Raw genomic sequence first — 13,126 nt, forward strand, 5'->3', positions numbered from 1 at the left:
GAGAATTTCGTTGATCGTCAGAGGTTTCCGCGCTTAACTTCCCTGGCCTCGGGGGAGGAGGCGCGGATGAACCAGCTCAGGCCCGGATCGCTTCAGCCCTCACGGACGAGCCCGGCGCCGCGTCACGATGTCGAGGCTGATCTCGCGATCATGGCCCGGCTGGAGGGCAAGCCGCTGCCGACCGTGGCCGAACTGGCCCAGATGCTGGACGTCTCGCAGACCACGGCCTTCCGGATCATCACCCGCTTCAAGCAGAGCGGCATGTTGAAGGTGGTCGATCGCGTGCGGCTGCCGGTCGATGTCTGCCATTGCATCGCCGACCTGCGCACGCGCCTGACCGATGGCGCGGCGCTGGACCGGCTGGAGGCGCGGCTGCGCGACGACCCTTGCGTGTCGCGAGCGGCGGCGGTGACGGGCCGGCACAGTTACCGCGTCACCGCCCTGCATCGCGGCATGGCCGAGGCCAATGCCTGGTTCCGGGCCCTGCTGAGCGAGGACGCGGTCATCGACGGCGCGCTGCTGTTCTGCCGGCCGATCATCGACCGCCAGCACTACGCCAAGGCCCTGACCGGCGGCTAGGCCGGCCGCGACAGCCGCACGCTCAATGCCAACAGGACAGCGGCGGCCACGAAGCCCAGGTCCACCGCCCAGGCGACGGGATCGGCGAACCGTCCGCCGTTCAAGGCGATGTGGACCACCGCTACGCCCGCGAACAACGCCGCTGACAGCAGCCGCAGCCGGGCCGAGATCACCGGCGGCGTCCAGATGATCGCCGCGCCCATGCTGGCCAGGGTGGCGAGACCCCAGACGGCGACCGGCGGCGCGGGCGCGAACAGGGCGACCAAGGCCGAGGCGGCGTAGCCCACCGGCTGGCTCCAGACGAAGGCGATCCACACCCGCTCCCAGCGCGGGGCCGGGCGGCCCTTGTCGCGCCGGCGAGCCAGCCAGATGGCGACGCCGCTGGAGGTCACGGCGGTCAGGCCTAGGCCCAGCAGGAAATAGGCGACCTTGATAGGCCAGCCGCCGAACCAACCGAAGTGCAGCGGGGTCATCGCCCCCAGCACGCGGAGACCGACCGAGCCGCTCTCGTAGCCGACCTCGCCTCGGATCTTGCCGTCGCCGTCGACGACCACGGTCTCGCCGCGCGATAGGCGGCCCTCGGTCAGGACGTTGACGCTGGCGTGCTGGCCGGTCTCGCCGGGATGCTCGACATAGAGGTACGTCGGGCGACTGTCGGGATAGCGGGCCTTCACCGCGTTCAGCGTCGCGGCGATGTCGATGACCTTGGCGGCCGGGCGCGGATCGTCGGCCACGGTCGGGCCTCGGAACAGGGCGTAGGCCTTGCTGGTGTCGCCCTTGAAGGTGGCCACGGCCAGGACGCCGACGATGATCACCGTCAGGCCCAGGAAGGCGCCAGTCAGCGAGACGATCAGGTGGAACGGCAGTCCCCAGACCGAGATGCGGTTGTGCAGGTCCGCCTCCTGCAAACGCTTGGAGCCGCCCCAGCGGAAGGCGAAGGCGTCCTTGAACACGCGCGGGTGCGACAGCACGCCCGAGACCAACGACGACAGCAACGCCACGCCGGTCAGGCCGACAATGAAGCCGCCCCAGGCGCGGGGCAGGTGCAGGACGGTGTGGAGCTCGGCCTGGAACTCGCTCCAGGGCAGCTTCTGTTCGGCTGCCAGCTTGCCGGTCGCGTCGGCGACATAGGTGTGCTCGCTACCCTTGGCGTCGTCGCCGTGGACCGACAGGCGGGGCGCGGCGGGCTCGGGCAGGCGGATGAAGAGATCGTGGGCCTTGGGGTTCTTGGCCAGAACCGCGCGGAACGCGGCGTCGGCGGCCTGCGGCGAGGCCTCGTGCAGCACGGGTCCGGCCGGCTGTTCCCAGCGGTTGAACTCGTAGGTGAAGACGGCGATCGAGCCCGAGAAGCAGACCAGATAGATCAGCGCCGCGAAGGTCAGGCCCAGGGCCGAGTGGCCGGCCAGCATGGCGCGGACGAAGTCGGCGGGGACCTTCGGCCAGATCGGCTTGCCGACGGCTTTGGCGCGTTTGGCCGGCGCAGCGGCGGTCGAGCCGTCCATCACAGCGCTCCCTTCAGGAAGGCCGCGCCCAAGGTCACGACCGAGACGCCGGCCAGGACGGCGAAGGCGCGGAGGATCTTGTCGTCGGACAGCGTCCAGGCCATGCCGCCGGCCCACAGGAACGGCACCATCAACCCGCCGATGACCATGCGGCTCTGGATCTGGCCCGGCGCGCAGATGGCCACGGCCAGGCCGCAGCCGAGCGCCGCGATCCCGGCCAGGGGCCCTGCCAGGAAGCCGCGCAGCCAGCCGCGCCAGACGACGCGGCGGCGGTCGGAAGGCTCGGGCGCCAGTTCGCGCGCGGCCTTCTTCCTGGCGTTGCGGCGCTCGACCCCAGCCCCAACGAAGAAAAGGGCGACCGTGGAGGCGATGGCCAGCATGGCCGAGGGCCCGCGCACCGCGCCCAGCAGCGGCGCCGACGCGGCGATGGCCAGGACCAGCAGGCCCCAGCCGCCCAGGATCAGCCACGGCCGTTCAGGGCGCGCCTCGTCCCAGGCCCGCTTCAGCAGATAGACGCCCGCCAGCGGTAGCGGCGCCAAGGCCAGACCCCAGAGCGGGCTCACCAGCGGGTCTCCAGCGTCACGCCGACCACGCGCGGCTCGCCCAGCATCGACACCGGGATGTCGGTGCGGGTGTACTGGCTGTAGGTCGCGTTCAGCAGGTTCTTGCCATAGACGTACGCGCCCCAGTGTTCGCGCTCGTAGCCGAAGCGGCCGTTGAACAGCAGGCGGCTCTTGACCGGCGAGTCCTGGGCCTGGTCGATGCCGGCGGCCGAGAACGAGCTCGACTTGTAGCTGCCGTCCAGGTGGGCCAGCCAGCCGTCGCTCCAGCGGTAGTCGCCGCCCAGCGCCAGGGTCCATTGCGGGGCGTAGGGGAATTCCGAGCCCGACAGGTTGCGGTTGTCGTCGCCCGCCGTGATCGTGAACTCGTCGAACTTGGTCTTGGTATGGCCCATCGAGGCGTACCAGGAGAGCTGGGTGGTCAGCTGCTGGGCGACCTCCAGCTCGAAGCCGTACAAGTGCGACTTGCCGGCGTTCTTGACCTCGTAGTCGTAGGCGTTGAGGCCCAGATTGACGATGACCTGCTGGTCCTTCCAGTCGGTGTAGAAGGCGTTGGCGTTGACCGTCAGGGTCCCGTCCAGCCAGGCCGTGCGCAGCGAGGCCTCGTAGTTCCAGGTGTATTCCGGCTCATAGGCCGCGACGCTGGAGCGCGCCTGGTTCACCGTCGAGCCGCCCGAGCGATAGCCGCGCTGAGCCGTGAGGCTGGTGTTGATGTCCGGCGTCCACTCGTACTTCAGGCCAGCTTTCGGCAGGAAGGCGTTGAACTTGCGGGTGTTCTCCGGGGCCGAGGCGTTGGCCTGGGCGATCATGCCGGCCACGAAGCCGTTCACCTGGGTCACGTACGGGGCGTAGGGGCCAAAGCCGGTGGCGCTGGGATAGGCGCCGGCGAACACGGCGGTCTGCTTGGTGCTCGAGGTGTTTTCTTCGTGGTCGTAGCGGAAGCCGCCCAGCAGGCTCAGCTTGTCGGTCAGGGCGAAGCTGGCGTCGGCGAAGATGGCGCTGGTGTCGATCGTCGAGGGCTGGTCGCCGGAATAGTCGACCGGGATCACCGGCAGGGCGGCGATATAGAGGTTGGCGAAGCCGTTGGCCTGGGCCGCGGCGGCCGCCTGCTGGGCGGGCGTGGGCGACGGCACGCCGGTCAGTAGGGTCGAGGTCAGGACATTGACCAGGGTGGCGCGCGGGAACGGCACGTTGGTGCGGCTGACCGAGAAGTCCTTGGCGTCGCGTTTGGCGTGATAGAGGCCGATCAGGCCCTTCAGCCGGTCGCCCTCGTAGTTCAGGCGGACCTCCTCGGACGTGGTCTCGGTGGCCGTGTCGCGCGTGCCGTACGAGCTGGCGACCGGGCTGAAGTCGAAGTCGATCGTGGCGTCGGTCTTGACCTTGTTCCACGAGACGATGGCGTTCAGCGTCAGGGCGTCGGACAGCTTGTAGCTGCCGTCCACCGTGAAGATGTCGGACTTGGAGTTGGTGCGCGAAGGCGTGTCCGACAGGTCGACGCGATGGTCGTAGTAGTCGGGGCGGTCGGTGCGCGAATAGGTGAACTGGTAGCCGGACTCGCGCTTGTTGTGGGCGTAGGTGGTGATCACCTTCAGGCCGGGCAGGGCGGTCGGGGTGTAGAGCAGCTTGCCGCGCACATAGAGGTTGTCGACCGCCTCGATGTCCTGCTTGAGGACTGGATTGTAGACGAAGCCGTCGCTTTCCTTCTTCTGCACGGCCACGCGGAAGGCCAGCTGGTCGGCGACGATCGGGCCACCGCCGGCGATCCCCACCGTGCGCTCGTCGCCGCTGGCCAGGCCGACGCTGGCGCGGAAGCTGGGCGTATAGGTCGGGTTGGCCGAAGTGATGATCACCGCGCCGGCCAGCGAGTTGCGGCCCTGCAGGGTCGATTGCGGGCCCCGGAAGACCTCGACCTGACCGATGTCCCACAGCTCCAGCGGGCCGCCGAACGTGGCCTCCAGCGGCAGGGCCGCGCCGTCGACATAGACGGTGGCCAGGCCGCCGGTGCCGCCGCCCGAGACGTTCATGTTGCTGACGCCGCGGATTGTGAAACCGGTCTTGCCGTAGGTCTCGCTCATGTTCGCCGTGCGGGCGACCACGTCATAGAAGGTGCGCAGGTTCTCGCGCTCGATGCGGGCGGCCGTCGTCACGGCCACGCTGGACACGGTTTCTTGCAGCGAGCGGGAGGCCTTTTCACCGGTGACGATGACGGCCTCGACGGCGGTCGCTTGGTCGGCGACGGGCGCCGGCGCGGCGGGCGTCTCCTCGGCGGCGGCGGCGTGAGCCAGGGCCAAAATCCCTAGCGAGCAAGCGGTCAGCAGCGAACGGCGCATCAAATCCCCCAGTCAAAACAGGAGGAGGGCGCTACTTTAGATAAAAATGAGAGTCAATCTCATTTGCAAGTGTCGCACCCCTAGGAGGCCGGTTCGTCCAGCAGCTTCAGGACGTTGGCCAGGGTGGGGGCGACGTCGTCGCGTCGCCAGGCCAGGCCCGTCTCCAGCATCGGCGCCGCGCCGGCCAGCGGGACGTAGCTCACGCCCGCCCGGGCCAGGTTACGCAGCGAGGCCGGCACCAGGGCGATACCCAGGCCGCTGGAGACCAGGCTGATGATGGTCTGCATCTGGATGGCCTCCTGGACGATCCGCGCCGTGCCACCCAGGGAGGCGAAATAGCCGGTGACCAGGTCGTGGAAGGCCGGGGCCACGTGCTTGGGGAACAGGATCAGCGGCGAGGCCAGCACCTCGGCACTGGAAAGCTCGGTCTCGCGGGCGATGCGGCCGTCCTCGATCCAGGCGCTGGGCACGGCGGCGACCAGCGGCTCGCGCAGCAGGCGGCGATAGGCGAGGGCGGGCGGCAGCGGGTGGTCGGCGGGCGGGATGATGATGCCGGCATGGCGCTCGCCGCTGACGATGGCCGGGATCTGCACGTCGCTGGTCGCCTCGAACAGGCGGATCTCGACATCCGGATAGGCCTGGGAGTAGCGCCGCACCAGCGAGGGCAGGACGCTGTAGTCGGCGGTGCTGACGAACGACAGCGCCAGGTAGCCGGTCTGGCCGTCGCGCATCTGCTGCGCCAGGGCCGGCAGGCCGTCCAGCGCTGCAAGAGACTCCAGTACATGCGGCAGCCACTGCTCACCCAAGGCGGTCAGGCGGACGCTGCGCTTGGTGCGCTCGAACAGCGGTGCGCCCAGGTCGCGCTCCAGGCTCATGATCGACTGGCTGAGCGGCGGCTGGGTCATGCCCAGGCGCTCGGCCGCCCGTCCGAAGTGGAGCGTATCGGCCACCGCGGCGAAGTGGCGAAGCTGGCGGGCGTCCATCTGATATCTCGTGCGACCTAATATCGATGAACTAATATATTTTGCGAGCGGGCGGAACGGGCCTAAATAACCACACCGCCGACATTGAGATTTCCCATGCCTCCCTATCGTTCACGCACCTCGACCCACGGCCGCAACATGGCGGGGGCCCGCGGCCTCTGGCGCGCGACGGGCATGAAGGACGAGGACTTCGGCAAGCCGATCATCGCGGTGGCCAACAGCTTCACCCAGTTCGTCCCGGGTCACGTGCACCTGAAGGACCTGGGCCAGCTGGTCGCCCGCGAGATCGAGGCGGCCGGGGGCGTGGCCAAGGAGTTCAACACCATCGCCGTCGACGACGGTATCGCCATGGGCCACGGCGGGATGCTGTACTCGCTGCCCAGCCGCGAGCTGATCGCCGACAGCGTCGAGTACATGGTCAACGCCCATTGCGCCGACGCCATCGTCTGTATTTCCAACTGCGACAAGATCACGCCCGGTATGCTGATGGCCGCCATGCGGCTGAACATCCCGGTGGTCTTCGTCTCGGGCGGTCCGATGGAGGCCGGCAAGGTGCAGATCAAGGGCCAGATCCGCGCCCTGGACTTGGTCGACGCCATGGTCGTGGCCGCCGACGACAAGTACACCGACGAGGAAGTCACCGCGATCGAGAAGGCCGCGTGCCCGACCTGCGGCTCCTGCTCGGGCATGTTCACCGCCAACTCGATGAACTGCCTGACCGAGGCCCTGGGCCTGTCGCTGCCCGGCAACGGCTCGGTCCTGGCCACCCACGCCGACCGCGAGGCTCTGTTCAAGGAAGCCGGCCGCCTGGTCGTCGACCTGTGCGAGCGCTGGTACGTGCAGGAAGACGTCACGGCCCTGCCGCGCGGCATCGCCACGCGCGAGGCGTTCGAGAACGCCATGAGCCTGGACATCGCCATGGGCGGTTCGACCAACACCGTGCTGCACCTGCTGGCCGCCGCTCAGGAAGGCGGGGTCGACTTCAAGATGGAGGACATCGACCGCCTGTCGCGCCGCGTACCCTGCCTGTCGAAGGTCGCGCCGGCCAAGGCCGACGTGCACATGGAGGACGTCCACCGCGCCGGCGGCGTCATGGCCATCCTGGGCGAGCTGGAGCGCGGCGGCCTGATCGACGCCACCCAGCCGACCGTCCACGCCACGACGATGGCTGAAGCCCTGGCCCGTTGGGACATCGGCCGCACCAACAGCGCAGTCGCCCACGAGCTGTTCCGCGCCGCGCCGGGCGGTAAGCCGACCCAGATCGCCTTCAGCCAGGCCGCGCGCTGGGAAGAGCTGGACCTGGATCGGGAGAAGGGCGTCATCCGCTCTGTCGAGCATCCGTTCTCGAAGGATGGCGGCCTGGCCGTGCTGTTCGGCAACCTGGCCCCCGAGGGCTGCATCGTGAAGACGGCCGGGGTGGATGACTCGATCCTGACCTTCCGGGGTGTGGCCCGCGTGTTCGAAAGTCAGGAAGACGCCGTTAGCGGCATCCTGGGCGGCAAGGTCGTGGCCGGCGAGGTCGTGGTGATCCGTTACGAGGGCCCCAAGGGCGGGCCGGGCATGCAGGAGATGCTGTACCCGACCACCTATCTGAAGTCGAAGGGCCTGGGCGCGGCCTGCGCCCTGATCACCGACGGCCGCTTCTCGGGCGGCACCTCGGGCCTGTCGATCGGCCACGTCTCGCCGGAAGCCGGCGAAGGCGGCCTGATCGCCCTGGTCGAGACCGGCGACTCCATCCTGATCGACATCCCCAACCGGGGTATCACGCTGGAGGTGTCGGACGCGGTCATCGCCGAACGCCGCGAGGCCCAACTGGCTCGTGGGGCGAAAGCCTGGAAGCCGCTGGACCGCAAGCGTGAGGTTTCGCCGGCCCTGCGCGCCTACGCCGCCATGACCACCAACGCCGCGCGCGGCGCGGTGCGCGACGTCAGCCAGGTCGAATAGTCGAGGCTAGAGCTGGGCCGCTGCTTCGCGGCAGAGGTCCAGCAGCCAGCCATTGGGCGAATCCGCCGCGTCGCTGGCCCGCAGCACCGCGCCGAACGGCGTGGGCGGCGGGGCGTTCGGCGGCTCGACCATCACCACCTTGCCCCGGTCGGCGGCCAGCTGGGCCAGGCGGCGGGGCAGGATGCAGGTCATGTCCGACCGTCCGACCATGTTCATGGCGCTGAACGAGTCCTGCACCGTGAATGGTTGGTAGGGGTTGTCGCCCAGCGCATAGGTGTCGCCCCAGGAGGTGACGCGGCGCAGGCCCAGGTGGCCGGCCGAGGTGCGGTCCGGATCGTCGGCCCCGCCGCCCGAGACGCCCAGGCGCGGCAGGCGGGCCAGGACGTCGTAGTCGATGCCGGCGGCCAGCAGCGGGTGATCGCCGCGCACCACCCAGACGCCGGTCTCCTCGAACAGCGGGCTGTAGGAGAAGCGGCCGGGGATCGCCTCAAAACAGCCGATGACCATGTCCAGTCGCCCCGTGTCGAGGTCCTCGGTCATGCCGGCATAAAGGTTGTGGAAGTGGATCTGGACGTTGGGCGCGGTGGCCATCACCCGCTCGGCGATCAGCGGACCCAGCACGTAGGAGATGTAGGTCCCGGCCGCGATGTTGAAGGTGTGCGTGTCCAGCGCCGGGTCGAAGCGCTGGTTGGTGACCGCGGTCTCCAGCATCTTCAGGGCCGTACGCGCGGTGTCGGCGATTTCCAGCGCGCGGGGCGTGGGCCTCAGACCGGTCTGGCCGCGCACGAAGAGGTCGTCGCCGACCATCTCGCGCAGGCGTCGAAGCGCATGGCTGACGGCCGATTGCGAGAGCCCGAGGCGCTCTCCGGCGCGTGTTGCGTTCTTCTCTTCCAGCAGGGTGACGAACACCCGGAAGAGATTGAGGTCGGCGGTTCTGAAATTCACGGCGTTCATGGCTGGTGTGAAGACATATCATTTCTCTCATGACAGGCCGAGCCCTATCTGAGGGCCAAGGTTCGCGACCCGAACGAACCCAACGATTCCCCCAAATCCGATTTGAGACGTGGAGCAGCGCGTGAGCGACGCTGAAGGTTACGAGGCTATCGCCGGCGCCGAGGCGAACGCGGCCAGCAGGCGGCGAGAGCGGACCCTGGGTCAGCGGCTGCGCTGGCCGCTGATGATCGGTGTCCCGCTGGTCGTCCTCGCGGGCATCGGCGTCTTCGTGGTGATGACCGGCGGCAAGTCCGAGACCACTGACAACGCCTACGTCCAAGCCAGCCGCACGGGCATCAGCACCAGCATCGACGGCCGCGTGGTCGAGATCGACGTCAAGGAGAACCAGCGCGTGGCCAAGGGCCAGGTGCTGTTCCGCCTCGACCCGGCCGACTACCAAGTCGCCGTATCGGAAGCCGAGGCCGCCCTGGCCCAGGCCCGCTTCGACGTCCAGGGCAAGCGCGCGGTCTACAACCAGCGCCTGGCCGACCTGGCCGCCGTGCAGGAGACCGCCGCCTACGCCCAGCGCGAGGCCGTCCGCCAGCGCGACCTGGCCGCCGCCGGTGTCGCCACCAAGGCTCAGGCCGATGAAGCCAAGCACGCCGCCGACCAGGCCCAGCGCCAGGTCGCCGTCGTCCAGCAGCAGATCGCCACGGCCCTGGCCGACCTCGGCGGTCGCGCCGACATCGCCACCGAGAGCCAGCCGGCCGTGTTGCAAGCCGCCGCCAAGCTGGACCGCGCCAAGCTGGACCGCTCCTACGCCGCCGTGATCGCCCCGACCGACGGCGTCATCGCCAAGGTCGAGCAGCTGCAGGTCGGCCAGCGCGTCGAGGCCTCCCGGCCGCTGTTCTTCCTGATCTCGGGCAAGCCGTGGATCGAGGCCAACTTCAAGGAAGACCAACTGGCCCACATGCGCGTCGGCCAGCCGGCGACAATCAAGGTCGACGCCTATGACAAGCCGCTGAAGGCGCACGTCGCCAGCTTCAGCCCCGGCACCGGCGCGAGCTTCGCCCTGTTGCCGGCCGAGAACGCCACCGGCAACTGGGTCAAGGTCGTGCAGCGCGTGCCCGTGCGCCTGACCCTTGACGACGCCGCGCCGAGCAATCTCTCGGCCGGTCTCAGCGCCAAGGCCAAGGTGGACGTCCGCTCGGGCAAGAACTGATGACCCCCAAGGTGCTCCAGGAGGGCCACGCCCGCGACGTCGCCAATCGCACGGCGATCACCATCTCGGTGATGCTGGCGACGATCATGATCTCGCTGGACACCACGATCGCCAACGTCGCCCTGCCGCACATCCAGGGCAGCGTCTCGGCGTCTGCGGACCAGATCACCTGGGTGCTGACCTCCTACATCGTGGCCTCGACGATCATGACGCCGCTGACCGGCTTCCTGACCGAGCGGATGGGCCGCAAGATGGTGCTGATCGTCTCGATCATCGGCTTCACCGCCGCCTCGATGCTGTGCGGCGTGGCCCAGAACCTGGTCGAGATCGTCCTGTTCCGCCTGCTGCAGGGCTTGTTCGGCGCGGCGCTGATCCCGCTGTCGCAGGCCGTGCTGCTGGACATCAACCCGCCCGAGCGCCACGGCCAGGCCATGGCCGTCTGGGGCGCCGGCGCGGTGCTGGGCCCGCTGCTGGGTCCCGGCCTGGGCGGTTGGCTGACCGACAATCTCGACTGGCGCTGGGTGTTCTTCATCAACCTGCCGATCGGCATCCTGGCCTTCTGCGGCGTGTTCTTCTTCCTCTCCGAGAAGAAGAGCAGCGAGAAGCGCAAGTTCGACACCCTGGGCTTTCTCGCCCTGGCCATCGCCATCGGCGCCTTCCAGCTGATGCTGGACCGCGGTCCCAGCCAGGACTGGTTCGGCTCGCGCGAGATCTGGATCGAGCTGATCATCGCCATCATCGCCGTCTGGGTGTTCGGCGTGCAGCTGGCCACGGCCGAGAAACCGTTCGTGGCCCGCGAGCTGCTGGCCGACGGCAACTTCATCACCTGCTGCCTGTTCGGCTTCTTCATCGGCATCCTGCTCTACAGCACGCTGGCTTTGCTGCCGCCGCTGATGCAGACCCTGCTGGGCTATCCGGTCGCCTTCACGGGGTTGGTCTCCATGCCCCGCGGCCTGGGCTCGTTTATCGCCATGTTCGCGGTAGGCCAGCTGATGGGGCGGATGAACATCAAGCTGCTGCTCAGCATCGGCCTGGCGATCAGCGCGCTCTCGCTCTTGCAGATGAGCCACTACAATCTGGAGATGGACACGACGCTGCTGATCACGTCGGGCTTCCTGTCGGGCGTCGGCACCGGCCTGATCTTCGTGCCGCTGTCGACCATCGCCTTCGCCAAGGTGATGCCGCAGCATCGCGCCGAGGGGGCGGGCCTCTTCACCCTGATCCGCAACATCGGCTCGGCGGCGGGCATCTCGATCATGCAGGCCCTGTTCGTCAGCGGCATCGAGAAGCACCACGCGGTGCTGGTCGAGCACGCCCGGCCCGACAACCCGCTGTACCAAGCCTATGCCCCGAACGTGTTCTCGACCGAGGCCGCCATGGCCGCGTTCAACGGCGTCATCGGCCGCCAGGCGGCGATGCTGTCCTATCTCGACGACTTCCGGCTGATGCTGGTGATCACCATCGCCTGCGCGCCGCTCATCCTTCTCATGCGCACCCCGAAGCCGGGAGCGAAGGCCGCCAATGTCTCCGACCACTAAGCTCATCGCCGCGCTTCTGGCGGCCACATCCCTGACCGCCTGCACGACGGTCGGTCCGAACTTCCAGGCCCCCGAAGCGCCCAAGACCGCCTCGAGCCTGGGCGCGGGCGAGACGGCTCCTGCCGCCGCGCGCCTCGACGCCGATGCGGCCAACGCCGGCCCGTGGTGGACGGCGCTGAACTCGCCCGAGCTGGACGCCGTCATCCGCCAGGCGCTGAAGGACAGCCCGACCCTGGCCGAGGCCGACGCCACCCTGGCGCAGTCGCAATCGGCCCTTGCCCAGGCGCGCGGCGTGGCCGGCCCTCAGGTCACCGGCAATGCGGGCGTCGCTCGTGAGCGCGCCAACCTGCAGGCGTTCGGCTTCACCGGCTTTGGCGACATCCAGCTCAGCAACCCGACCTTCAGTCTCTATTCGGTCGGCGGGGCGATCAGCTACGACCTCGACCTGTGGGGCGGCAACAAGCGCCGTATCGAGAGCGCCACCGCTCGCGCCGAGGCCCAGGGCCGGCGCGCCGAAGCCGCTTACCTCAGCCTCACCGCCAATGTCGCCCTCCAGGCCGCGACCATCGCCACGCTGCGGGCCCAGATCGCCAGCGTCGAGCAGATGATCGCCGACGACGAGGCCAATATCGAGCTGATCCGCAAGGCCAACGCCCTGGGCGGCTCGACCAGCCTGGCCAAGGTCTCGGCCGCCAGCCAGCTGGAAGAGGACCGCGCCCAGCTGCCGGCCCTGCAAGGTGAGCTGGCCGCCGCCCGCCACGCCCTGGCGGTGCTGGTCGGCAAGGCGCCGGCCGACTGGAACGCGCCGGCCTTCGATCTGTCGACCATGGCCCTGAACGCGCCCGTGCCGGTGACCCTGCCGTCGCAGCTGGTGCGCAAGCGTCCGGACATCCTGGCCGCCGAGGCAGAGCTGCACGCCGCCACCGCCGACATCGGCGTCACCACGGCTGACCTCTATCCGAACCTGAAGCTGTCGGCCTCCCTGACCCAAGGAGCGCTGAAGCCGGGTGATCTCTTCTCGTACGACGCCAGCGGCTGGGACATCGGCGCCGGCCTGACCGCCCCGCTCTTCGACGGCGGCGCCCTGAAGGCCCGTCGCCAGCAGGCCCGCGAGGCCGCCCGCGCCGCCAGCGCCCGCTATCAGCAGACCGTACTGACCGCCTTCGGCCAGGTCGCCGATGCGCTCTCGGCCCTGTCGGCCGACGAGGCCGCCCTGGCCGCCCACGCCCGCACCGAGCAGCAGGCGACCGAACGCCTGCGCCTGGCCCGGGTGGCCTTCGACAAAGGCGGCGGCACGCTGTTGGAGGTCGTCGACGCCCAGCGCACGCTCAACGCCGCCCGCTCGGCCCAGGCGCGCGCTCAGGGCCAGCGGCTGGTCGACGCCATTCGACTGTTCGCCGCCACTGGGGCCGATTGGCGCACCGGCTGACCGTTTCGGGTCTTCGCCTCAATTCCGACGGCTTCACCTCGTCTCTCCGAGCGGTTAGCTTCGCGCGCCTTTAGGGGGCGCAGATGAGAGAAGAGCCGTGAAGAGC

10 protein-coding genes are annotated in these 13,126 nt (G+C 69.0%); 5 read left to right on the forward strand and 5 right to left on the reverse strand.

The annotated features are described in order from the left end of the window. Positions 1-66 precede the first annotated feature (66 nt). Entirely contained in the window at positions 67-579 is a 513-nt protein-coding gene (locus tag AC07NI_RS04965; RefSeq protein WP_494616601.1) for a MarR family transcriptional regulator, read from the forward strand. On the opposite strand, the gene AC07NI_RS04970 is transcribed toward AC07NI_RS04965, so the two are convergent. The 4 genes from AC07NI_RS04970 to AC07NI_RS04985 all read right to left on the reverse strand — a co-directional run bounded on the left by AC07NI_RS04970 (position 576) and on the right by AC07NI_RS04985 (position 5,954). Then, entirely contained in the window at positions 576-2,081 is a 1,506-nt protein-coding gene (locus AC07NI_RS04970; protein WP_494616602.1) for a PepSY-associated TM helix domain-containing protein, read from the reverse strand. The genes AC07NI_RS04965 and AC07NI_RS04970 overlap by 4 nt on opposite strands. Further along, the gene (locus AC07NI_RS04975; protein ID WP_494616603.1) at positions 2,081-2,644 is read right to left on the reverse strand and encodes a hypothetical protein; all 564 of its coding nucleotides are present in this window, start codon (positions 2,642-2,644) and stop codon (positions 2,081-2,083) included. Before AC07NI_RS04975 ends, AC07NI_RS04970 begins: the two co-directional genes overlap by 1 nt. Beyond that, positions 2,641-4,971 (reverse strand): TonB-dependent receptor, encoded by a 2,331-nt coding sequence (locus AC07NI_RS04980; protein WP_494616604.1) that lies wholly within the window; start codon positions 4,969-4,971, stop codon positions 2,641-2,643. Before AC07NI_RS04980 ends, AC07NI_RS04975 begins: the two co-directional genes overlap by 4 nt. 80 nt (positions 4,972-5,051) lie before the next feature. Beyond that, positions 5,052-5,954, reverse strand: coding sequence for a LysR family transcriptional regulator (locus AC07NI_RS04985; protein ID WP_494616605.1), 903 nt, complete (start codon positions 5,952-5,954; stop codon positions 5,052-5,054). Positions 5,955-6,050: 96 nt separating this feature from the next. Between AC07NI_RS04985 and ilvD the strand changes: the two genes are divergently transcribed. Beyond that, the gene (ilvD, locus tag AC07NI_RS04990; RefSeq protein WP_494616606.1) at positions 6,051-7,898 is read left to right on the forward strand and encodes a dihydroxy-acid dehydratase; all 1,848 of its coding nucleotides are present in this window, start codon (positions 6,051-6,053) and stop codon (positions 7,896-7,898) included. A 6-nt stretch (positions 7,899-7,904) separates the two neighbouring features. Here ilvD and AC07NI_RS04995 read toward each other — a convergent pair whose 3' ends face one another. Beyond that, positions 7,905-8,852: a LysR family transcriptional regulator gene (locus AC07NI_RS04995; RefSeq protein WP_494616607.1), complete on the reverse strand. Its 948-nt coding sequence runs from the start codon at positions 8,850-8,852 to the stop codon at positions 7,905-7,907. 121 nt (positions 8,853-8,973) lie between these two features. On the opposite strand from AC07NI_RS04995, the gene AC07NI_RS05000 reads away from it, so the two are divergent. The 3 genes from AC07NI_RS05000 to AC07NI_RS05010 are packed head-to-tail and all read left to right on the forward strand — an operon-like array spanning position 8,974 to position 13,020. Next, positions 8,974-10,053: an HlyD family secretion protein gene (locus AC07NI_RS05000; protein WP_494616608.1), complete on the forward strand. Its 1,080-nt coding sequence runs from the start codon at positions 8,974-8,976 to the stop codon at positions 10,051-10,053. Beyond that, entirely contained in the window at positions 10,053-11,591 is a 1,539-nt protein-coding gene (locus AC07NI_RS05005) for a DHA2 family efflux MFS transporter permease subunit (RefSeq protein WP_494616609.1), read from the forward strand. The genes AC07NI_RS05000 and AC07NI_RS05005 overlap by 1 nt, the downstream gene beginning before the upstream one ends. After that, complete coding sequence (locus AC07NI_RS05010; protein ID WP_494616610.1) at positions 11,575-13,020, forward strand: efflux transporter outer membrane subunit; 1,446 nt, start codon at positions 11,575-11,577, stop codon at positions 13,018-13,020. Before AC07NI_RS05005 ends, AC07NI_RS05010 begins: the two co-directional genes overlap by 17 nt. Positions 13,021-13,126 lie beyond the last annotated feature (106 nt).

Source organism: Caulobacter sp. GW821-FHT10E02 (assembly GCF_059415225.1).

What these genes read in the sequence shown, in the direction of transcription:
- AC07NI_RS04965 (WP_494616601.1), top strand. Translation starts at nt 67, where the DNA reads ATGAACCAGCTCAGGCCCGGATCGCTTCAGCCCTCACGGACGAGCCCG.
- AC07NI_RS04970 (WP_494616602.1), bottom strand. Translation starts at nt 2,081, where the DNA reads ATGGACGGCTCGACCGCCGCTGCGCCGGCCAAACGCGCCAAAGCCGTC.
- AC07NI_RS04980 (WP_494616604.1), bottom strand. Translation starts at nt 4,971, where the DNA reads ATGCGCCGTTCGCTGCTGACCGCTTGCTCGCTAGGGATTTTGGCCCTG.
- AC07NI_RS04985 (WP_494616605.1), bottom strand. Translation starts at nt 5,954, where the DNA reads ATGGACGCCCGCCAGCTTCGCCACTTCGCCGCGGTGGCCGATACGCTC.
- ilvD (WP_494616606.1), top strand. Translation starts at nt 6,051, where the DNA reads ATGCCTCCCTATCGTTCACGCACCTCGACCCACGGCCGCAACATGGCG.
- AC07NI_RS04995 (WP_494616607.1), bottom strand. Translation starts at nt 8,852, where the DNA reads ATGAACGCCGTGAATTTCAGAACCGCCGACCTCAATCTCTTCCGGGTG.
- AC07NI_RS05005 (WP_494616609.1), top strand. Translation starts at nt 10,053, where the DNA reads ATGACCCCCAAGGTGCTCCAGGAGGGCCACGCCCGCGACGTCGCCAAT.
- AC07NI_RS05010 (WP_494616610.1), top strand. Translation starts at nt 11,575, where the DNA reads ATGTCTCCGACCACTAAGCTCATCGCCGCGCTTCTGGCGGCCACATCC.